At 36.9% G+C, this 21,386-nt stretch carries 21 protein-coding genes; 4 read left to right on the top strand and 17 right to left on the bottom strand.

Annotated elements, in window-relative coordinates:
* Positions 1-2: 2 nt before the first annotated feature.
* On the bottom strand, positions 3-2,456 hold the full coding sequence (gene priA / locus ACKGJN_RS10820; protein ID WP_409539511.1) for a replication restart helicase PriA: 2,454 nt from the start codon (positions 2,454-2,456) through the stop codon (positions 3-5).
* Positions 2,457-2,641: 185 nt separating this feature from the next.
* Between priA and ACKGJN_RS10815 the strand changes: the two genes are divergently transcribed.
* Positions 2,642-3,931 carry a dipeptidase gene (locus tag ACKGJN_RS10815; protein WP_409539510.1) on the top strand — a complete coding sequence of 430 codons (1,290 nt, stop codon included), beginning with the start codon at positions 2,642-2,644 and terminating at the stop codon, positions 3,929-3,931.
* Positions 3,932-3,976: 45 nt separating this feature from the next.
* Here ACKGJN_RS10815 and ACKGJN_RS10810 read toward each other — a convergent pair whose 3' ends face one another.
* Together ACKGJN_RS10810 and ACKGJN_RS10805 are read right to left on the bottom strand one after the other, a co-directional pair.
* A complete protein-coding gene (locus ACKGJN_RS10810) occupies positions 3,977-4,678 on the bottom strand; it encodes a TVP38/TMEM64 family protein (protein ID WP_409539509.1) in 702 nt (233 codons plus the stop codon).
* Between the two features lie 8 nt (positions 4,679-4,686).
* Positions 4,687-5,535 carry an SdiA-regulated domain-containing protein gene (locus ACKGJN_RS10805; protein ID WP_409539508.1) on the bottom strand — a complete coding sequence of 283 codons (849 nt, stop codon included), beginning with the start codon at positions 5,533-5,535 and terminating at the stop codon, positions 4,687-4,689.
* 961 nt (positions 5,536-6,496) lie between these two features.
* On the opposite strand from ACKGJN_RS10805, the gene ACKGJN_RS10800 reads away from it, so the two are divergent.
* Positions 6,497-8,797 carry a penicillin-binding protein 1A gene (locus ACKGJN_RS10800; RefSeq protein ID WP_409539507.1) on the top strand — a complete coding sequence of 767 codons (2,301 nt, stop codon included), beginning with the start codon at positions 6,497-6,499 and terminating at the stop codon, positions 8,795-8,797.
* A gap of 176 nt (positions 8,798-8,973) precedes the next feature.
* On the opposite strand, the gene ACKGJN_RS10795 is transcribed toward ACKGJN_RS10800, so the two are convergent.
* Complete coding sequence (locus tag ACKGJN_RS10795; protein WP_409539506.1) at positions 8,974-9,342, bottom strand: hypothetical protein; 369 nt, start codon at positions 9,340-9,342, stop codon at positions 8,974-8,976.
* 525 nt (positions 9,343-9,867) lie between these two features.
* Between ACKGJN_RS10795 and hpf the strand changes: the two genes are divergently transcribed.
* On the top strand, positions 9,868-10,167 hold the full coding sequence (gene hpf / locus ACKGJN_RS10790) for a ribosome hibernation-promoting factor, HPF/YfiA family (RefSeq protein ID WP_409539505.1): 300 nt from the start codon (positions 9,868-9,870) through the stop codon (positions 10,165-10,167).
* Positions 10,168-10,590: 423 nt separating this feature from the next.
* Positions 10,591-11,124: a hypothetical protein gene (locus ACKGJN_RS10785; protein ID WP_409539504.1), complete on the top strand. Its 534-nt coding sequence runs from the start codon at positions 10,591-10,593 to the stop codon at positions 11,122-11,124.
* 216 nt (positions 11,125-11,340) lie between these two features.
* On the opposite strand, the gene ACKGJN_RS10780 is transcribed toward ACKGJN_RS10785, so the two are convergent.
* The 13 genes from ACKGJN_RS10780 to ACKGJN_RS10720 all read right to left on the bottom strand — a co-directional run bounded on the left by ACKGJN_RS10780 (position 11,341) and on the right by ACKGJN_RS10720 (position 21,381).
* Positions 11,341-12,060, bottom strand: a complete 720-nt coding sequence (locus ACKGJN_RS10780) for an MBL fold metallo-hydrolase (protein ID WP_409539503.1) — start codon at positions 12,058-12,060, stop codon at positions 11,341-11,343.
* Between the two features lie 87 nt (positions 12,061-12,147).
* The gene (locus ACKGJN_RS10775; protein ID WP_409539502.1) at positions 12,148-12,720 is read right to left on the bottom strand and encodes a 4'-phosphopantetheinyl transferase family protein; all 573 of its coding nucleotides are present in this window, start codon (positions 12,718-12,720) and stop codon (positions 12,148-12,150) included.
* 2 nt (positions 12,721-12,722) lie between these two features.
* Positions 12,723-12,971 (bottom strand): acyl carrier protein, encoded by a 249-nt coding sequence (locus ACKGJN_RS10770; protein WP_409539501.1) that lies wholly within the window; start codon positions 12,969-12,971, stop codon positions 12,723-12,725.
* 35 nt (positions 12,972-13,006) lie between these two features.
* Positions 13,007-14,281: a beta-ketoacyl-[acyl-carrier-protein] synthase family protein gene (locus ACKGJN_RS10765; protein ID WP_409539500.1), complete on the bottom strand. Its 1,275-nt coding sequence runs from the start codon at positions 14,279-14,281 to the stop codon at positions 13,007-13,009.
* Entirely contained in the window at positions 14,278-14,745 is a 468-nt protein-coding gene (locus tag ACKGJN_RS10760; RefSeq protein ID WP_409539499.1) for a 3-hydroxyacyl-ACP dehydratase FabZ family protein, read from the bottom strand. The genes ACKGJN_RS10765 and ACKGJN_RS10760 overlap by 4 nt, the downstream gene beginning before the upstream one ends.
* Before the next feature lie 19 nt (positions 14,746-14,764).
* On the bottom strand, positions 14,765-15,559 hold the full coding sequence (locus ACKGJN_RS10755; protein WP_409539498.1) for an enoyl-ACP reductase FabI: 795 nt from the start codon (positions 15,557-15,559) through the stop codon (positions 14,765-14,767).
* Positions 15,553-16,605 carry a type III polyketide synthase gene (locus ACKGJN_RS10750; RefSeq protein ID WP_409539497.1) on the bottom strand — a complete coding sequence of 351 codons (1,053 nt, stop codon included), beginning with the start codon at positions 16,603-16,605 and terminating at the stop codon, positions 15,553-15,555. The genes ACKGJN_RS10755 and ACKGJN_RS10750 overlap by 7 nt, the downstream gene beginning before the upstream one ends.
* A 6-nt stretch (positions 16,606-16,611) precedes the next feature.
* Positions 16,612-17,325 carry a methyltransferase domain-containing protein gene (locus tag ACKGJN_RS10745; RefSeq protein WP_409539496.1) on the bottom strand — a complete coding sequence of 238 codons (714 nt, stop codon included), beginning with the start codon at positions 17,323-17,325 and terminating at the stop codon, positions 16,612-16,614.
* Positions 17,322-18,446, bottom strand: coding sequence for an NAD(P)/FAD-dependent oxidoreductase (locus ACKGJN_RS10740; RefSeq protein WP_409539495.1), 1,125 nt, complete (start codon positions 18,444-18,446; stop codon positions 17,322-17,324). The genes ACKGJN_RS10745 and ACKGJN_RS10740 overlap by 4 nt, the downstream gene beginning before the upstream one ends.
* Before the next feature lie 74 nt (positions 18,447-18,520).
* Positions 18,521-19,216 carry an OmpA family protein gene (locus ACKGJN_RS10735; RefSeq protein ID WP_409539494.1) on the bottom strand — a complete coding sequence of 232 codons (696 nt, stop codon included), beginning with the start codon at positions 19,214-19,216 and terminating at the stop codon, positions 18,521-18,523.
* 12 nt (positions 19,217-19,228) lie between these two features.
* Positions 19,229-19,708 carry a lipocalin family protein gene (locus ACKGJN_RS10730; protein ID WP_409539493.1) on the bottom strand — a complete coding sequence of 160 codons (480 nt, stop codon included), beginning with the start codon at positions 19,706-19,708 and terminating at the stop codon, positions 19,229-19,231.
* An 83-nt stretch (positions 19,709-19,791) separates the two neighbouring features.
* Entirely contained in the window at positions 19,792-19,953 is a 162-nt protein-coding gene (locus ACKGJN_RS10725) for a DUF1328 domain-containing protein (RefSeq protein WP_006987117.1), read from the bottom strand.
* 318 nt (positions 19,954-20,271) lie between these two features.
* Entirely contained in the window at positions 20,272-21,381 is a 1,110-nt protein-coding gene (locus tag ACKGJN_RS10720; RefSeq protein ID WP_409539492.1) for a DEAD/DEAH box helicase, read from the bottom strand.
* Positions 21,382-21,386 lie beyond the last annotated feature (5 nt).

Raw genomic sequence — 21,386 nt, 5'->3', positions numbered from 1 at the left:
TTTTAATAAGGATCTACATTTATTATTAGCCTTACACTTCTCCACCCTCCTATTGACCTGAAACTGGTTAGTATCTTATTTATATATCCTTTTGTTTTCCTTAGGGATTGCTGTGGTGGGATCTTAATAAGTATATTTTTATAATACTCATTTCTTATTCGTGCTACCGGTGGGAATTCTGGCCCTAAAACATTTTCTCTAAAAACATTTTGCAAAGCACGCGCAACCCAATCGGCAGCATCATTTGTTTTAGAATAATCCCTGGATTTTAAGGTCAGTTTAATCAGTTTATAATAAGGAGGATATTTATAATTATAGCGTTCCTCCAGCTGTTCCTTGTACATTCCTTCATAATCATTTACAGAAACCTGTTGTACTATTTTGTGATATGGATTGTAGGTTTGTATCAGCACTTTTCCCCTTTTCAGGGTTCGACCGGCTCTTCCCGCAACCTGAAGCATTAATTGAAAACTTCGTTCATGCGCCCTGAAATCGGGAAAATTAAGAAGATTATCAGCATTTAAAATCCCCACCAATCTTACATTTCGAAAATCCAGCCCCTTGGTAAGCATTTGCGTTCCAACCAGAATATCGATAGTTTCCTGCTCAAAAGCGGTGATTATTTTTTGGTGCCCGTGCTTCCCCCGTGTGGTATCCAGATCCATTCTGCCAATTTTGGCCTCCGGCAGCAGCGCCTTTAATTCGGTTTCAATCTGTTCTGTCCCAAATCCTTTTGTGGTAAGATCCGGACTGTCACAGGCCATACATTTTTTTTGCATCGCAATATGATATCCGCAATAATGACAACGTAATTGTTTACTGTTGTTGTGAAAAGTTAAACTCACATCACAATTGGGACATTGGGGGGAATGACCACAGGTAGTACATTCCAGGATTGGAGAAAATCCCCTTCTGTTCTGAAAAAGAATTACCTGTTCCCCTTCCTTCAGGGTTATTTTTATTTCCTCCAGTAATCTATCTGAAAAGTGCCCGGTCATTTGCTTTTTCCGGTATTTTTCCTTGATATCCACGATCTCAATTTCAGGCATCAGAACATCTCCAAATCTCCGGTCAAGCGATACCTTAGTATATTTATTATGCGTTGAATTATAGTAGGATTCCAGCGAAGGCGTTGCCGATCCCAATAAGATTTTAGCCTGTTGAAAATTTGCCAGAACCACCGCTGCATCCCTGGCATTATAACGAGGGGCCGGATCGTACTGCTTGAAAGTAGACTCATGTTCTTCATCTACAACGATTAACCCTAAATTCTGAAAAGGTAGAAATATAGAAGATCGTGCCCCCAAAATTACTTTAGCCTTTTCATTGGACTGAAGTACGTGATTATAGATCTCCATGCGTTCATTTACAGAATATTTACTGTGATATACCAGCACCTGTTCTCCAAAATATGTCTGAAGCCTTTGAACCAACTGAGAAGTAAGTGCTATCTCCGGAAGTAAATATAAAACCTGCTCACCTTTGGCAATAACAGCTTCTATTAATTTTATATAAATTTCCGTTTTTCCGGAAGAAGTTACTCCGTGAAGCAAACAAACTTCTCCACTATCTAAATTTATATCGACCTCTTTAAATGCCGCTTCCTGCCATTCATTCAAGGTTAACAACTTATTTGATTCCTCAATATCAAATTTCACCCTGTCCGTTTTCAGAAAATATTCTGAAAAAATCTTTTTGTCTATAAGAGCTTTAATTGTGGCAGAAGAAGCCCCGCTTACTTTGGAAAGCACTTTTAATTCCAATGGTTTTTTGCTTTTTGACTGAAGCTGGAACCAGGTTAAAATAATATCTCTTTGTTTGGGAGCATTGCTAAGATCATCTAAAAGCCGCTGCATTTCCTCTTCTGAATCAAACTTTTGATCCAGTTTCACATATCGAATTAATTTAGGTTTGTATTGTTCAAATAGTTCCTGATTTACCACCACCAGGTTTTTTGAAACCAGCTTATTTATTACCGGTAATACCGTTTTCTTATCCAGCAATTGCATGATTTCCTGGATTTTTAAAGAAGATTGTTTCTGAAGAGCTTCATATATAAGGTATTCTTCATCGGTTAAAACAGATTCATCAATTTCCTGATCCGGTGAAAGCTGAACCAGCGTCTCACTTTCCAACAAAAAGCCACTGGGAAGTGCAGCTTTTAAAACCTCTCCTTCGGCACACATATAATAACCGGACAGCCAGTTCCAAAATTTTAACTGATGCGCGGTTACAACGGGAGATTCATCCAGAATTTGCTCTATAGGCTTGGCTTCATACCTTTCGGGGGCATTTTCATGAACACTTGCAACAATTCCCGTATAAATCTTTGTTTTTCCAAAAGGAACGGCAACCCGCATTCCCGCTTTCAAGAAATCTGCTTCCTGCGGACTCACTTCGTAGGTAAACTGTTTTTCTAAAGGAAGGGGAAGGATAACATTTATATAGAAACTCATCAAAAGGGGTTCTGTTTAAAGCAAATTTAAGCTTCTTTTTGTACCAAATAAAAAAACCACTTTAAAAAATGGTATTATAATGATGTCATCCTCACTTCAGAAAAATGATTGGGAACAAACAAGCGATTAGTTAGGATTAATTATCTTTAGCTTTTTGAATTCATTATTAATTTCAAAATAACCCCATGCAAATAAAAGTTCTTAGCCTGATAACACTTTTGGCCGGAAATGTAGTTTTTTCCCAAACTCAGCAGGATGCTGAACTGCTGTCCAAAGCAAAAACAATTCACGAAAAAGCAATAACCATTGATACCCACGCCGATATCAATATAAACAATTTCACCGATTCGCAAAATTACACCATGGATTTGGATACCCAGGTGAATTTGCCTAAAATGGAAGCCGGAGGCCTTGATGTTGCCTGGTTTATAGTTTATACGGGACAGGATGAGCTTACCCCTGAAGGTTATAAGGCAGCATACGAAAATGCTATGTCAAAATTTGACGCCATCCATAAACTTGTAAATGATATCGCACCAGATAAAATAGCATTGGCAACAACTTCTGATGAGGTTAGAAACCTGGTAAATGCAGGAAAACTTGTAGGAATGATAGGTGTAGAAAATGCATATCCTGTAGGTGAAGATTTAAGCAAAATTGAAAAATTCTATAATCTTGGTGCCCGTTATATGTCCCTTTCCCATAATGGGCATAGTCAGTTAAGCGACTCCAACACAGGAGAAACAGACGATATATGGCTGCACAATGGGTTAAGTGATTTAGGGAAAGAAGCGGTAAAAGAAATGAACCGGGTAGGAATGATGATAGATGTATCCCATCCTTCCAAAAAGGCTATCAAGCAAATGTTTGAACTTTCCAAAGCTCCGTTAATCGCTTCACATTCCTCTGCGCGTGCATTATGTAATCACAGCAGGAATCTGGATGATGAACTTTTACTTCTGTTTAAGGAACATGGCGGTGTGGTACAAACGGTTGCTTTCAGCGCCTATGTACATACAGAAAAGCACAATGCTTTTAATGATGTCCAAAGAGAGTTATACAAGGCTGAAGGTGCTAAAATGGGAATTACTGTGCTGGACAGAGACAGCATTCGTAATTTGAACCACGAAGAGCGTACCGCCTATTATGAGGATCTAAAAAAAGTAAGCCTTACGGCTGAACCCAAACTTGAGGAATTAAAAAAGGAGATTTCCCCCGTGAATGTTGAAGATTTTATAGATCATATAGATTATATGGTAGAACTTATTGGAATCGAACACGTTGGAATAAGCTCCGATTTTGATGGCGGCGGCGGAATTGAAGGTTGGAATGATGCTTCCGAAACCTTGAACGTTACCGTGGAACTAGTGAAAAGGGGGTATTCTGAAGAAGATATAGAAAAACTTTGGGGCGGAAATCTGCTCAGGGTTATGGATGAAGTTCAAGCCGTTGCAAAGGACTTACAGAAATCTTAATCGTTTCTATTTATTATCATGAAACAGGTCCTGGAGGCCTGTTTTTTATTTCTCCCTTTTTTTGTCCCACCATACATAACCAATAAACAGTATCAAACTTATTACAGATCCCCATATTAATCCTATTTTAAGGCCATCGGTACTTTCTCCCAATACAGCGATAAAAAGGATGAGCGGGCTTATTCCTGCCATGGTAGCCCCAATAAACCGCCAATAACTCATCTTCAAAACCCCGGCAACAAAACTAATGGCATCATTGGATAATATTGGATTTAATCTCGTAATAATTACCGCCCAAAAACCATAGTCTTCAAGGAAATCACCAATCTTTTTCTCAGTTTTATCTCCTATAAGTTTCTTGACCATCACCGATCCCAAAGATCGCCCAATTGCATATCCCACTGAAGAAGCCGTAAAAATGGACACAAGGACAAGCAAACTTCCCCATACCGGACCATAAGCCAGAATTGATACTACCATTAGGCCCAAAGATGGCAGGACCAATAAAAACATTTGAATGGCCATCGCCAGAATGATTACCAACGGTCCCATCCATCCAAACTGGTCTACCCATGTTTTTATCCGTTCTTCATCGTTGCTGCTTAAAGCGTTCCATGCTTCGTTTAAAAAACCTTGAGCTTCCGGTATGAAGAAATATGCCAGAATTAAACCTGCAATTATTATTACAGAAATAATTAATGGGGCTTTACTTTTTTTTACGGAAGAAGATTTATTGCGTTTATCCACTTAAGTTTCTAATTTATGGAGATAGAAAGAATATTTCCACAGCCTCCACTTCCCTCATTGGAAATAAATAATTCCCCGGAAGGACCAAATGTAAGACCTTCGGCCTGGTGGAATTGTTTCTTTTTGAAAACATATAAATTTTCAGGAATCCCTGACGAATCCAGGATCAGTAGCTTTGGATTTTCTGCTTCCAGAATGAAAATTTTACCATTATCAGGATGGATAGTGATCTCTGAAAGTTGAAGCATTTTATTGGATGGTTTCATATCCAGTTTTTCAAAAACAGGATGTTTGAAATAAATTTTATAAACCGGTTCATCGATTATTTTTTTGGTTTCCAGATCAAAGGCATAAATAGATTTAAAATCATCATCTGTTTCATCTTTAATTCCTAAAAGAAGCCGGTTTTTTCTTTGGTCATACGCTAAACCTTCAAAGTTATAATTTTCTGAAAAATCAAAAGAATATTCAACGGTTTTCAAACGATCATTTTCAAAATTGATTACTTCAAACAGGGTCCCGTCACTTTTTAAAACATAGGCTGTAGTACCTACCAAAGCTATCCCCTCATAATCTCCAGGTTCAGCGAATTCTATTTTTCGTTCCAGGGATGCGTTTTCAAGGTTATAAATAAAAATAAATCCATCTTCATCCTGAACACAAGCCATTTTACCATTTGGCATATATGCGATCCCGGAAACCTCTTTCAAAGTATCGGGTAAATCCCATTGGTTAATAATTTCAACAAGCTGAGCTCCCTGGCGTGAAGTCTCCGGAGAAAATCCATCAAAACTTAAATAAACTAAACCAACCAGGGATACAACTCCAAATACTATTAATAAAGCTGCCTTATGCATCTACTTTTAAATTTTAAACAAATATCACATCTAGAACCAAGAATAACTGCAATTTTCAGATTTAATGCTTTATGATTAATAAATAATTAACACGATGAAAGAATGATTTAATTCAACTGTTTGATTACTAGTAATTTATGCCAGAATCGTTAATAATCTGTTAAATACTACTATTTTATACATAGTACTGTAACAAAACCCTTTTTATGAAGTCTATTAAGTATAACATTAAAACAATAAATCATGGCAACTTTAGAAAGCACAATCGGAAAAGAAGGAAAATCAACTGTTAGAAGAAATTTCCTGAACACCAATCAAAGTAAACGTGGAACCTGGTTCAACAGGAGACGTTACGATTTTTAAATCCAATAACTCGATGTAAACCTCGGGAAATTAAAACCTCAATGAGGGATCTAACCTTAAAAATTTAAATCATGGCAATCTTAGAAAGAATAATCGGAAAAGAAGGAAAATCAGTAATCAAAAGAAATTTCCTAAACACTAAACAAAGCAGCAGGGCAAACTGGCACAACAGCAGACGTTACGAATTTTAATCATAAATTTTTAGAACATGACACCTAAAGCATTCAAAATTTCGCACAAAGGAAGCTTAATCGAAAGGAAATATTTTAAAAATATTAAGCAGACACGAAGAGGAACCTGGCAAGAAAATCAGGATAGTATACTAATGACAATAATTCTCAATTAATTTGATGAAGGCAATTATTAAAAATATATTTCAAAGCCAATATGAAAATTAACCCCCGATAACATATAAATTATGGATAGAATTTTAATCGAATAGCCGTAAACTTAGAGAGTTTACGGCTATTCTTTTTTGGAAGCCTTACAGAAATAGAATTTCACAGATTTTCCAATCGAGGAATAAATCTTAAAATTAACCAAACCGGATACTATAATTTTACCAGTATTCGTTTATTTGCAGGCATTATTACCAATTATGATAGAACGAATAAAAAAATCTCCTAAATTAAAGTGGGTCATTGGTGTTTTTGGGGGTTTACTTGCATTAATTTTCCTGTTTTATGGAAGTATTTATTTTGGGCTTTTTGGTACAATACCTTCTTCAAAAGAACTGAGTGAGCTAAAACAGAATGAAGCAACGCAAATTCTAGCTTCCAACGGGAACCTTATTGGAAAATATTACATTTTTGACAGGCAGCCAATAAACTATGATCAACTTCCTGAACATCTTATAAATGCTTTAGTAGCAACGGAAGATGCGCGCTTTTTTGAACATAGCGGTATAGATGGCAGAAGTTTGTTCAGGGTTTTCTTTAAATCCATTTTACTTCAGGATAAATCTTCAGGTGGCGGCAGTACCCTTACGTTACAACTCGCCAAAAATTTATATGGCAGAAAGAATTACGGATATTTTGGGATAGTTGTAAATAAATTACAGGAATCCATCATCGCCCAACGACTGGAGGACATCTACAATAAAAACGAGATACTCCTTCTATACCTTAATACTGTTCCGTTTAGCGATAACACCTTCGGAATAGAGAGTGCTTCCATGAAATTTTTTGATAAACATACTCGTGAGCTTTCCCTGGAAGAAGCTGCTGTTTTGGTTGGGATGTTAAAAGCATCTCATTATTTTAATCCCAGAATATTCCCCGAAAGAAGCAGGTTGCGAAGGGATGTAGTCCTGGTTCAAATGGAAAAGTACGGATATTTAACCGGGGAAGAGATGGAGCGGGCCAAGCAAAGGGATTTGGTGCTGGATTATCATTTTTACAGTCATGACCAGGGTCTTGCACCCTATTTTAGGGAACAACTTCGCAAAGATGTCACTTCGATTCTGGATACTTTAAAAAACAAGGATGGGGAAAGCTTTAATATTTACCGTGATGGTTTGATCATACATACTTCACTGGATTTTGAAATGCAGGAATATGCTGAAGAGGCTGTACAGGATCATTTAAATGAATTGCAACAAACCCATGAAAAATCTTATGGGAAAAATGCCCCGTGGGAGAAAGACAAGGAGATCATCTTAGATGCGGTAAAACGCACTGCAGTTTATAAAAAACTCAATAAGGAAGGTTTATCGGATGCGGAAATCCTTATAAAACTGGATGAGGAACACCGGGAAATGGAACTGTTTAATTATAAAAAGGAAGAAGTTAGCAAGGCGAGTACGCTGGACAGTATTAAACATTATTTAAAATTTCTGAATGCTGGATTTCTTGCCGTGGAACCTTCAACCGGGGCGGTAAAAGCCTGGGTTGGAGGTGTAAATTATGAGTATTTTAAATATGACCATGTATCACAAAGCAAACGTCAGGTTGGTTCTACATTTAAGCCTATCGTATACACCGCAGCACTGGAAAGTGGGATAGAACCCTGCTCCTATTTCTCTGTGGATGAGGTGACCTATGAGGATGGATGGACCCCGTCCAACTCAGGATCTTATGGGGATGACCCTTTTATGAATTACAATTTAAAAACCGCACTTAGCCAATCTATTAATACCATTGCTGTAAAGGTACTTTTAGAAACAGGGATTTCAAATGTGATCAATCAGGCCAAAAAAATGGGAATAGAATCCACGCTGCCTAAAGTTCCATCAATAGCCTTAGGAACAGCAGAATTAAGTGTGAACGAGCTCGCAAAGGCCTATACTAGCTATGTAAATCAAGGGAAATCAAGCAATCCGTACTATATTAATAGAATTAAAGACGGGGAAGGAAACCTTTTAGCCGAATTTAAACCCGAAGTGGCAAAAACCCGGGCCTATTCAGAAACGACCAGGGAGATCATGATCGACATCATGCAAGCCACCGTAAATGAAGGAACTGCTCAAAGACTTCGAAGCACTTACGGATTAAAAAATGATATCGCAGGAAAAACCGGAACCACACAATCCAATAAGGATGGCTGGTTTGTTGGAATCCTTCCAAAGTTGGTAACAGTAACCTGGGTAGGCTTTGATGATCACAGGATAGGTTTCAAAAATACCGCTATTGGCCAGGGAGCTAATTCGGCACTACCCGTTTTTGCGCATTTTATGCAGAAATTAAATTCAGACAACACTTTTGATGAGATAACTTCTGCGAAATTTAAGGCTCCCTCTGCAGAAGTTCTTGAATTGATGGATTGTGAATCAAAAACCCGAGATGGATTCTTCAAACGTTTATTCTCAAATCCCGATAAAAAGGAACGGGTAGAAAAGGATGAAAGCAAAAAGAAAAAAGGATTTTTTAAACGTTTGTTCGGCAAAAAAGATAAAAATTAAAAAGTTGGTTTCTTATTATGCCTTAGCTTTTTTATTTTAAAACCGTATAGATACGATGTAGCAGGCATCAGGTTTGGACTCACGCAGGAATTAATAGGTCAGCGAGATTCAAATTATAATTGAGCCGCGAACGGATTAACGTCTAAAACTATTTAAACATTTTTCAGGAAAGACAGTTAACCTCTGTTAGGAAAAAAACTCTCCGCCCACCCAATTGCATCTTCCAGGTTATCGAAAAAGGCAAAAGATTGATCAAAATGCGTTTGTTCTACAATGGCTTTTTCTCTCATAAGTCCGTCTTCAGATACAATTGCCAATGCCCGAACCTTTTTCATGAGTCTGCTGTTATATGCTCCTGATTTAACGGTATACCTGTTTTTCCTGTGGCTTATCAAAATAAAATCCTTACCATCAAAATGATTGAAAATAATTTTTAAATTTCGTTCCACAATTTTATTGTCCACTTCGACGTCTTCTTTAGCCTCCACGATAACATAATTATCGAAGAATTGAAATAGATAGTGATCACTGGATTGAGTTATCATACTAATAATTAAAAAACAAAAATAAACTTTATTAATCTTTAAAGGATATATTATTTATAAAACGTTAAATAAATACAGTCCTGTCCTTTTAAGAGTCAAGATCGTTCCGCCTTCGGCCTAACTGCAAGAACCAAGAAAAAAAACTTGATTTTAATTAACTGATAACCATTAGTTAAAACCCTGATTTTTTCTAAAAAACTTTAATGATTAGTACAATTTAAAAAAAAAATATAAAAGCAAGGTCTGTTTTTAAAAATCTCCTTCGAATACCTACAGGAGTCGTGGTTTCAGCTTTAACAATAAAGTTTACCGGAAACAATGAATTAAATAATGAAAAAATTAAAAATTAATAGAAAAAAATGAAACAGGAAATTAAATGTAGAACCCCCATTATTTTTTCTTAAGAAATTCAATCATGGAAAAAAATGTTAAGTGATTCCTATCATAAATTTTCCATAAGATGCCTTAATTATTTGTAGATTGAAGGAAAATAAGTTTTATTGCCGTTAAATAAATATAAAAGTTATGGAAGCATTATTTCAATTTGTTCAAATCGAAAGAAGTGAACGTTTAGAGCAGTTTATATCAGAAAAATTAGATAAACTGGAAAATAAATATGATTGGATAGTTAAAGCACAGGTTTATTTTAAGAAACAGGAAGGACAGGACCCCAAAGGTTTTATTTGTAACATAAAGCTGAGTGTTCCCGGCCCTCTAATCTTTGCTGAGTCGAATGAAGAATCTTTTGAAGCAGCAGGTGCCGAAACAATTCGTGATCTTGAAAAACAACTCGCAAAGAAAAAAGGGCAAATGAAGACCTATTAAATCTTATGAAAAATATTTAGTTTAAAGCCCTTCAGAAAGAATTCTGAAGGGCTTTTTTTTTGAATTATTTCAAATAATAAAATGGATATAAATACCACTGCTTCCTAAAGCACTTTATCAATAGGATAGGAATTCACAGCGTTTAAAGTTTTTTACTGACCAATTATATATAGTAGAAAAATTCATTTAATCCCGCAATGCCTCTATCTCCCCTAATCTGTGCCTATCCCGTTCGGACGGGATTTCATCGAAATCCCCGATACTTGTTTGCTCCGGAGTGCCTGATTAAAAACCAGCGTTTAAACAACTGGTTTGCATTAATTTACATCAGTTTTTAACAGTAAGTTGGATATATAAAAATCGAAAAATTCGTAATTTCAGATAAAATAGTTGAATTCATTAATTTTTTCTGAAATCAGGATTATGAAACATTTTAGTTTTAGGAGACCCGTATTAGGAGGGATAATCTTTGCATTGGCTATGGGTTTTGCCACCTATACCTTTGGAGAAATCTCTGGATTTCAGGCCTGGGAATTGCTTGCTACTTCCTCCTCTGGAATAAGCACTCTCTGCTATATAATCATTTTAGGCTCGATCTACATTTTGGTAATGTTGCTTCACCTTTTAAGTATAAAAGTTTTAAAAATCAATCATTTAAGACTTAAATATTATAACGAGCTTTTAAATATTGCACGACTTGCTACCCTATTGATAATAAGTTCTATAACTGTTCTCTTATTACTTAACATTCCATTTACCGAAACAAAAATATTCTCCTATTCAGAATATTTTAAGATCTATTATACCATACTTACAGTAGCATCTATTTTAGCAGGTGGATTTATAGCTGAAATAACCATGATCTACCAAAGCATTCGAAATATCATTCACGATAAAAAGGGAGAGCAAAATAATAACGGGGCCGAATTATCATTGGAAGAAACTATGGAAGAATAATTTAAACTGAAAAATAAATAGAAGGCTATTTGAAAAATAAATTTTTCTGCGTTAATCGAAAATCAATAGTGCTTCATAAAAGAAAAGCATACTATTAAAATGGGAATGACGTGAAAAACCTTTAGAAATAGCCCCCTTTTTAATCAAATAATTCAGAATTAATTACCTCGCACCAAGTTCACGAGCTATGTAAAAGGAAAAAATTCCAGTTTTATATTACTGAATACGACTTAATTTATTAAGAATATCCAAACGCTGGCCATCTTCAATATTAAAAGCCGGTTTTCCTTTCAATGGGAATAAATAAGTAAATTCCTCAGGATATGCTCCCCAACTTTCTGCCAACCCAAATTCGTCATTCTTACTCTGCATGGCCGGACGTGTGAAGGTATTTAAATCACTGTTATAAGGAGATCCCTCTGCATCGTCACCGGTGAATAACATTCCTTCATTAAATTCGCAAAAAATCAAAACAGATCCCCCCCCATTTCCGGGAAGATCTTGGATCTTTAATTTAAAAGGTTTTAGGATTTCATCTTTTTTTGTTATGTCTTTAGTTTTAAAATTATCTTTAAGTGTAGTTCGTGGATGTATAAATATTTGAGCATCTCCGGCATCTTCGGAAATTGTTTTTAAATCTGCATACGCTCTTTTATATACATCGGAATTTGAGAGCAGGATAGCATTTATGTTATACCCCTCTTTTACCAGTTTTTTGACTGCTTCCCGCGTAGCCTCCTCCACCACATCAATCAAAATAATATCTTTCAGGTTTAAATGACGAATGGCATAACCCTGATTGAATCCTTTTTCGGCCTCTTCTCCTTTAATAATAAAGGTATCCGGAATAAGTTTTAGAAACTTTCCTGTTTCACTTTTTTGAATAAACTCAGCGGATTGGCTGTTTAAAATTTCCATTTTATCTACTGTCTTCATATTGCTAATAGGTTTTAATTTGTTGGATCAATTTACAAACGGAACTTATTTCGGCAAGCTGTATTAGTATTGTTTAACTGGAATTTATTAGTTCCTTAACTCCATAATAAATGCCGAAAAATCCCCATGATGTGTCATTGAAAAATTACAAAATAATTTTTGATTTTCGAAAATTAGAAAAGGAATAAATTGAGATGTTTTTTTTATTGAAATTTTTTCCTTCGGAAGATTTTGTTGTTTAGAAACCGCATTAATAAGTTGCAATTTAAGATCTGTAGGTTTAAAATAAATTTTTTGAAAAAGAGTAGCATTGCTCAAGGTTGCAATACAATAGATATACTCTTTGGAAATTGAAGCTTTTGTAAGGTATGAGTTCTTATCAATACTCACTTTCCCGGAAACAGAAGCTATTTTATCTTCGGTGATCTCGCACCTAAAAGCTTTTGGATTGTAACTTCTGGGTAGTTCAAACCTTCGCTGATGTGCTTTGTAAGCAGATTCTTTCATAGACCATAGCAACCAGATATTAAGTTCCGGAGCCTTCGAATTTAAAATCCAATCCTGTTCTTCTTCAGAAAAAAGCTTGTTCAGAAACCCCTTCCGTTTCCAGTTGTTTTTGCCTAAACTAATCTTGAGATCTATGATATCATTCCCGATCATTTTTAACCGATTTTCTTCAGAATTATATTTTTCGCATCGCCTGCTGTTAACATGCCGTTCATAGATTCTGTATCTATCTCAATATTAAATTCATCTTCCACATCCAGCACCACATCCACAAGGTTTGCGGAATTTATTTTCAGATCATTTAAAAAATCGGTTTTTTCATTAAAATGTTCCAGCCCCACTTTATTCTGAACATAGGGCGTTACAATTGCTTTTAATTTGTCAAGTATATCTTTTTCCGGCATTTTATATATTTAGATAATTGGTTTTAGTTATTGTCTTATTCGGTCATTTTTCTAAAAATCACAACCCCGTTAACATCCCCAAAACCAAAACTAGCTTTGGCGATAATATTCAGAGGAACTTCCATTGTTTTAGGTGGAACTTTTTCTGAAGCTATTCGGTTACTTATTTCAGGATGAAGTTTTTCACAGTTAACATTACCGAAGATAAAATTTTTATACAACTGCAGCACAGATGCTACACATTCAATACTTCCCGAAGCACTTAAACAATGTCCTGTCATCCCTTTAAGGGAATTAATATATGGAAAATTTTCTTTTTTTCGATTCAGACCCAGCATCCAGTTCTCTATTTCAACAGGATCCCCGGAAGTTCCTGTTAAATGACCATTGATTGCATCGATCTCATTTGCTGAAATACCGGAATTTTTCAGGGCGCCTTTAATACAACGCTGTACTGCCTGGCTATTTGCTGCGGTCATACTGCCACCACCGCGCTGTCCACCGCTGTTCACTTCCCCTCCCAGTACTTCTGCGTAGATTTTGGCGCCACGCGCCTTAGCCGAGGAATATTCCTCCAGCAGGAGCGCTCCTGCACCACTTCCCGGGATAAATCCTGCCACCGAGGCATTCATAGGTCCCGGAGCTTCCTGAGGGTTCTCATTATAATTCCCAGGTAATATTCGCATCGCATCAAAACCTCCCCAAACATAAGGGCCATGATCGCTGCAACTTCCTACCAACATCCTTTTTGCTTTCCCGGCCTGTATGCGTTCAAATCCCATTAAAAGAGCTTCCGTTCCCGTAGTGCAGGCAGAGGAATTGGTGGTAACCTGATTTCCGCAACCTAAAATCCCACCTAAATATGCACTTATTCCGCTTGCCATAGTTTGAAGTACGCTGGTACTTCCCAGTCTTCGTGTATTTCCGGCATCTATTAAATGAATGGCCTCCCTAAATTTATCCACGCCAAGAATTCCTGTACCAAATATAATTCCGCTGTCCCAATCTGGTGTTTCCTCACCCGTTTTAACAAAGCCCGCGTCTGCCCAGGCATCTGTCCCTGCAATTACACCGTAAATAATTCCGCTGCTTTTTAGTCCGCGCAATTGAAGATCGGTAAAATAATTTTTTAATTTTTCTGAAGAAATATCCGGCTTCCCGCCTATCTGGCAGGAAAAATTAAGATCGGCTAATTCCTGATAGAATTCTATCCCGCTTTTCCCGGTTCGAATGGCTGTTTCAAATTCCTCCAAACCAACAGCGTTTGGGGCAACAACACCCATCCCGGTAATTACGACCCGATTTTTCATTCCGCATTATTTTTAGCGATCTCCCCGGAAATCATACCCGCAATTTTTCCCCTGCAAATAAGATTTTCTTCCATATCAAACATCTCAACCTTACATTTCAATTTATTGAATCGGAAATATTCTTTTGTAGAAACCACTTTTACACATTCCCCGGGAAAAACAGGTTTATAGAAATCTATTTCAGTGGAACTCAATCCTATTTTCCGCTTGCTTTCTACATTCTCATTATTTTCCGAAGAGATAAGAAATACACCCAAACTAACCACCCCAATTTGTGCCATACATTCTGTAAGAATTACTCCCGGGGTTATGGGATTATCCTTAAAATGTCCGGAATAGAAAAAAGAATCTTCGGGGAATTTATAAAGGCCCGTAACCCCCCGATCATTGATTTGCAGGATTTCATCTACAAACAAAAACGGAGGAGCATAAGGTAATTTTGAAATAATATCGACTGAAGTCAAACAGATAGAATTTTAGGTTTTATTTCAGATGTTCCCCACCGTTTACAGGGATTATAGTCCCGGTAATCCAGCTTGCTTCATCTTTTGAAAGCAAATAGACCACATTGGCAATATCCTTTGGAATCGTAAGTCGTTTAAATGGATTATGTTTTAAAGCATGTTCGCGCAGGGTATCGCTTCCAGGGATCATTTGAAAAGACCTGGTAACAGTAACTCCTGCCTGAATGCAATTCGCGCGAATTCCAAAAGGAGCGAATTCCAGAGCCATACTTCTGGTAATGGATTCCAGTGCAGCTTTTGCTACGGACACAGCGCCATAATTGGGCCACGCTTTCTGACTTCCTTCGCTGGTAAAGGAAATTACACGCGCATCTTTTGCGAAAAGTTGGGCTTTAAAAACAGCCTGCGTCCAATCGTATAAACTCAGTGCCATCGCATCCAGGGTTAACTGAAAATCAATGTTTTCAAGAACCGGATCTTCCCCGTTCATAGGTTTTAAATTTCCTTTTGCAATACTGTGAACCAAAGTTCTGATTTTTCCATGTTCTCCAAGAACTTTCTTGATCTCTTCAATAAGGCTTTCCCTTTTTTCCTTTTGAATAGCATCTACATTAAAACTTTCCAGGCGGACATCGCTGTTCCTGATATCCTCAAAGGCTTCCTCTATATCGGATAATTCCGATTTTCGGTCGCGGTGGATTATGATGATATTCATCCCATGCTTTGCCAGTTTGCGGGCAGTTGCAAGACCAAGTCCGCTACTGCCGCCTAAAATAAGGGCCCAATAATTACTGTCTTTAAATTCTGTTACCATTTTAATAAAATTCTTTGAGCAGAAAACCCCGGACCGAAACTTAACATTAAACCCTGCTCGCCTTTGGGGAGTTCCTTGTTTAAAAATCTTTCCAATACATAAAGAACGGTTACGCTGCTCATATTTCCATAAAGCCTGAGAACTTCGCGCGTATCGTCGATATTCTTTCCTAAGATACCAAAAAGATCAGAAACGGTTTGAACAATTTTTTTACCGCCAGGATGAAATATCAAATGCTGCACTTCTTCAATATTGGTATTGTTCTGTTCAAGAAAAGGGTGAATGATCGCTGGGAAATGTTCAGCGATCGTTTCAGGAACTGTTTCATCCAGGATCATTTGTAATCCATTATTAGACAGGTGAAAGCCCATTAAATGTGTGGCATCAAAAAAGTGATACATCTCTTCTGCAATTATTTTGGGGCCTTCAATATTTTCTTCAGAAGAAAGAAGAACACAGGCAGCGCCGTCTCCAAAAATCGCTGCACTCACCATATTTGCCATACTGAAATCATCCAGTTGAAAAGTGGCCGTAGGGCTTTCTACCGCCACTACAGCTGCTCTTTTACCCGGATTTGCTTTCAAAAAATTAAAAGCATAAATCATCCCCGAAATCCCGGCAGCACACCCCATTTCGGTTACGGGAAGTCTTGTGATAGTTTGTTTTAATTCAAGTTCATTGATCAAATACGCATCCAGAGAAGGGATCATTATACCGGTGCAACTTACCGTGATGATATAATCCAGGGATTTTGGTTCCCAGCTGGCTTTTTTTAAGGAATTTTCAAGTACAGTTGTTCCCAGTTTTTTAATCTCACGAACATAAATATTATTTTTTTCCTCAAAGGAAGTTGAAACAAAAACCTCTTCAGGAGACATAATAGAATAACGTTTATCTACCGCAGCACCTTCAAAGATCTTTAAAATTTTTCTTCGGAAGCGCTCATCTTTATCACCAAGCCAATTTTCTACCAGCGGTAAAATATCTTTGGTTTCCCGGAAATATTGAGGTAGTTCTTTTTCCACATGTACGATAGTAACACTCATATTTTTTTATTTCTGAATTATCCATTGATAGCGGAACGCCCATTTCCAGCTTATTTTTTGTTTTTTAACCAAAATCTTATTTGAAAAAACCTGTAGATCACTTTTTTTAAATCCACGTAAAATAGAGGTGAGACCATCTTTTCGTGCAATTTCATTTCTAATAAAAACGGCACAAAAGGCCTGAAAAAGCCTGTAGGCAATTTCACTTCGCTGCAGGTCATTTATCACAATCCCAAATTTAGACTGCCTGATGAATAATTTGATAAGCTCCTCAATTTCTGAATCTCTAAAATGATGCAAGGTTAAAGTGCAAAGCAAAATATCGAAGTTCATCTTTTCAAATTCATCCTGAAAAATATCGATGGAATAATATTTAATTTCCGGATAATAATAAGATAGTTTTTCTGCAATTTCAATGGTATATGGATTTGCGTCTATCCCCGTGAGCTCCAGTGTATAGTTCTCTTTCCTTCCCCATTTCGCTATCTCCCTAAGAATTGATCCATTCCCGCAACCAATATCTGCAATATGCACAGGTTCAGACTTAGGCTGATCCCTGAGCAATATTTTAATGCCCTGAAGTGTAATTTTGTTTCCGCCAAGCCATTTATTGATGTTATCAAGATCAGATAGGGTTTTTTCCAAATCGGTTCCCTTCAACTCGAAATCATCCATGATTTCGCTTTCATCGGTTCTTTTTAGAGTGCTTATTTTACTCATATAACAGGTTTTCCGTGAGTTTTAGCTATAATAAAGGGCAGTAATGAAGGAATTATTTTTATTATATTCTGTGAAGCCTCGGCTAAAAAAGGCTTCAGGAGAATTTTTTGAAGTGCGCTCCCTATTTTCATTCGGGATTTAAATTGTTGATCCCATTTTTTAATATACTCTTTTTCAATATCGGTTCTGCTGAAAGCGTTTGGATTATAATACTTTAAAATGCTTTCTGAGGCCAGTTTTGCGCTGTGAAAAGCCATAGCCATCCCATTTCCGCAAAGTGGGTGTATCAAACCGGCAGCATCTCCCAACATAAGTATATGATCTTCTACCAAGGATTTTTTCTCAAAAGAAATCTGAGCTATGCTGAGGTCCGTTTCAAATAATGGGACTGCTTCATGAAAAAATGTTTTTAGCTGGGGATTTCTGCAGAGTACTTCTTCTTTATAGGAATCAATGCTTTTATAATTTTTAAAACTCTCATAAGATGCAAGATAGCATACATTTACGGAATCTGTTTCGGTTTTGGAAAGACCGCAATAACCTCCCTTAAAATTATGAAGTGAAACCCTGTTGTTGGGATAATCATCAAGTTTATAATGGGCCTTTACCGCAAGCCAGCCTGATTTTTTTTCAATAAATTGTCTGTTTAATTTTTTATCAAGGCCGGAGCGTTTCCCAAAGGCTCCAAGCACTATTTTGGTCGGAAAGGCCTGGTTTTCAAAAGTCCTAATCTCAAAAAATTCATTTTCGAAGGTGGTATTAGTAACCGTTTGATGAATTATATCAACATTTTGTTCCTTAGCCTTTTCATACAAATAATTATCCAGGGCATATCGGCTAATACCAAAACCTCCTGATTTAAGATCTGTTTTTATGGTTTTTCCTGAAGGGGTGCTGTATAGAAGTTGATCGATTATTTTAGGTTGTAGACTTTCTAAAGAGATATTTAGGGACTTCAGATAAGGAAGGATTTCCCGGGAAAGATACTCCCCACATACTTTGTGGTGCGGGTACTTCTCTTTTTCAAACAGCAAAACCTTTAAACCGCAGGAAGCCAAATGTATGGCAGCGGTAAGACCGGCTATTCCTCCACCCACGATTCCTATATCGGCTTTTTTCACCAGTGGAAGGTAATTAAAAGAATAAAAAAATCCCGGAAATTTCCGGGATTTAATATATGTTTAAGGAGCATATTTTAATTTTCCTTGGCAGCTTCTTCCGCTTCTTTCTTTAGGTCTTCATTAGCAACAATAGCTAATTCTACCCTACGGTTTTTAGCTCTTCCTTCAGCGGTATTATTATCATACTTTGGCTGAGATTCTCCGTACCACTTAGTGTCAAACCTATTCTTGGGAACACCGTTGGTTACCAGGTAGTTTGTTACTGCCTGTGCTCGGTTCTTGGATAAAGTCAGGTTATAAGAATCGCTTCCTGAACTATCTGTATGTCCTTCTACCAAAATATTGGTATCCGGATACTCCTTGAAGATTCCAGCCAGTTTGTTAAGCGTTTCCTGAGATGCGGAATTTATATTAAACTTTTCTGTATCAAAATAAATTCCACTGCTTTCATCAAATGTAACATTGATTCCTTCACCAACGCGCTCTACTTCAGCTCCAGGGATTTCCTGTTCAATTTTTTGAGCTTGTTTATCCATCCTGTTGCCGATATATGCACCTGCTGCACCACCAACAACACCTCCAATAATAGCACCAAGCGCGGTATTTCCGTCTCCGGTATTATTGCCTATTACTCCGCCTATAACAGCACCACTACCTGCACCAATTACGGTACCTTTTTGCTTATTGCTGGCATTCCTTGTCGCATCACAACTAATTAACATGGTAGCAGCAAATAATAAGGCTACATATTTATTCATTCCTATTTTCATAATTGTTTAATTTTAAAGTTTAGTAAAGTTCATTCTAATAACAAAAGGCTTTCCTTCTAAATTAACTGTTTGTTGCCAAACCATGGAAGTCTCGGTTAATGCTACCAAATTCAATCTGAATCCCTGATCTCCAGTGGTGGATTTATATCTGTTATCTGTTGGTTTTAATAGAAAATCAAACATTCCAGAAGGTGTGTTTTCTTCGTCTATAGACCATCTAAAATAACGCTCACCGGCAGTACAATCTACTCCCTGGGCAGTATAGGTTCCGGTGTTATTGTTTGAAACAAAACTCCAGGTACTTCCCCTGAAACAAGCTGTTGATGCATCATTAAACAGGGTTACATTATATATCCCTGTATTATTGGGGTAGGTGACATCATTCAATACCCAATCCCCTTTAAAGGTTTTTCGGGCTTCAGTAGCAACTTTAGTGGGACCACAGGATACCGTTAGTACTACTGTGGCAAGAATAAATAACAATTTTCTCATATTTTAAGGTTTAGGGTTGGTATTAAAAAATCCAATCAGGCAATATTAATACCATGATTGGATTTTTTATAAGATAATTTATTTTAACGTCTGAAAAGTCGGCTTATTAATGAGATTACAAGTAAGATTATAAAGATGTAAAATATAATTTTTGCAATATCTGCAAAACCTTCAGCAATCCCACCAAATCCGAAGATGGCAGCCACTAAGGCGATGATTAAGAAAATAACAATAAGTCGTACCATAATGATAGTTTTAATTGATTAGCTAGGACGAAATTACTCTTCCCATACTGCACAAACAAAAGATTATTAATAATTTAACAGATCTATTATTAGATCACAATTATTGTTGCCAATAAAAGCGAAGTCAGAATAAATGTTCGTAAGCGATCGTATAATAAAAGTACAAAAATGAGCACAATTGCTAAAAGCAATAGGTTTCACCTAAACCTGTTTTTCGGTCAGCTTATTTCTTAGTTTGAGAATAAACTTATGGATGACCGAAATCACCCAATAAATTGAATTTTTCGATTGCCCGGTACGGAACTTTCAACAATTTATTTAACGGACCTTCACAAATTTAATTCCCAGTTCTTTCTCAAGTTCATAGATTTTTCGAACTTCTTTGCTATTTATTAAAACAAGGGAAATACCTGTTTTACCGGCTCTGGCAGTCCTTCCGCTTCGGTGTGTATAGTATTCGGTTTGATCCGGCAACTGGTAATGCACCACAAAAGCAAGATTATCCACATCAATTCCACGTGCTGCAACATCGGTAGAAACCAAAAGCCGGAGCGTCTCTTTCCTGAATGCTCTCATCACCTTATCCCTGTCTTTTTGGTGCATGTCACCTTCCAGAAGTCCAACTTCATAATTCTTAGCCTCCAGTTGTTTTGACAGCAGTTTTGCAGCAGCCTTGGTTTTGGTAAAGATTATACCGCGGTTTTTACCCTGGGATTTTAGGAATAATGAAAGAGTATCCAGTTTATTGTTATCGTCCCCGGTAACATAGTGATGTTCGATTCCGGAATTTACAGTTTCAGATTTATCAACTGAAACCCTGATGGCATTTTTGGCGACGAAATTATTGATGATCTCATTTAACCCGGAAGGCATGGTAGCCGAAAACAACCAGATATTGCGGTCTCCTTTTGTATGCTTAAGGATGGTTGTGAGTTCCTCCTTAAAACCCATACTCAACATTTCATCGGCTTCATCCAGCACAAGGGTACTTATTTTTGAAACATCGATCGCTTTTTTATTTAAAAGATCTATAAGTCTTCCCGGGGTTGCCACGACTATATGCGTTGGACGATTTAACCTGGAGATTTGGATGTCTATTTTTTCTCCACCATAAACAGCTTCCGTAAAAACCTGCTCCGTATACTTGGTGAATTTAAAAAGTTGTTTGGCAATTTGTTGTCCAAGTTCCCTTGTAGGAGCAAGAATAAGAGCCTGGATATAATCTTTATTTGTATCAACTTTGCTAAGCAACGGTAAACCAAAGGCGGCAGTTTTCCCGGTACCGGTTTGTGCTTGTCCTATAAAATCAAAATTTTGAGTGGACAAAACAGGTATGGCCTCCGTTTGGATTTTAGTAGGAGTATAAATCCCCATTTCATTTAATCCCTTTTCAATTTCTATTGAAACTCCTAATTCTGTAAATCCCATTTTTT

The sequence above is a fragment of the Gillisia xinjiangensis genome, assembly GCF_046298265.1.
GTDB lineage: Bacteria > Bacteroidota > Bacteroidia > Flavobacteriales > Flavobacteriaceae > Gillisia > Gillisia xinjiangensis.
Note: the sequence above shows the minus strand (reverse complement) of the source record. Positions and strands in the feature narration are given on the sequence as shown.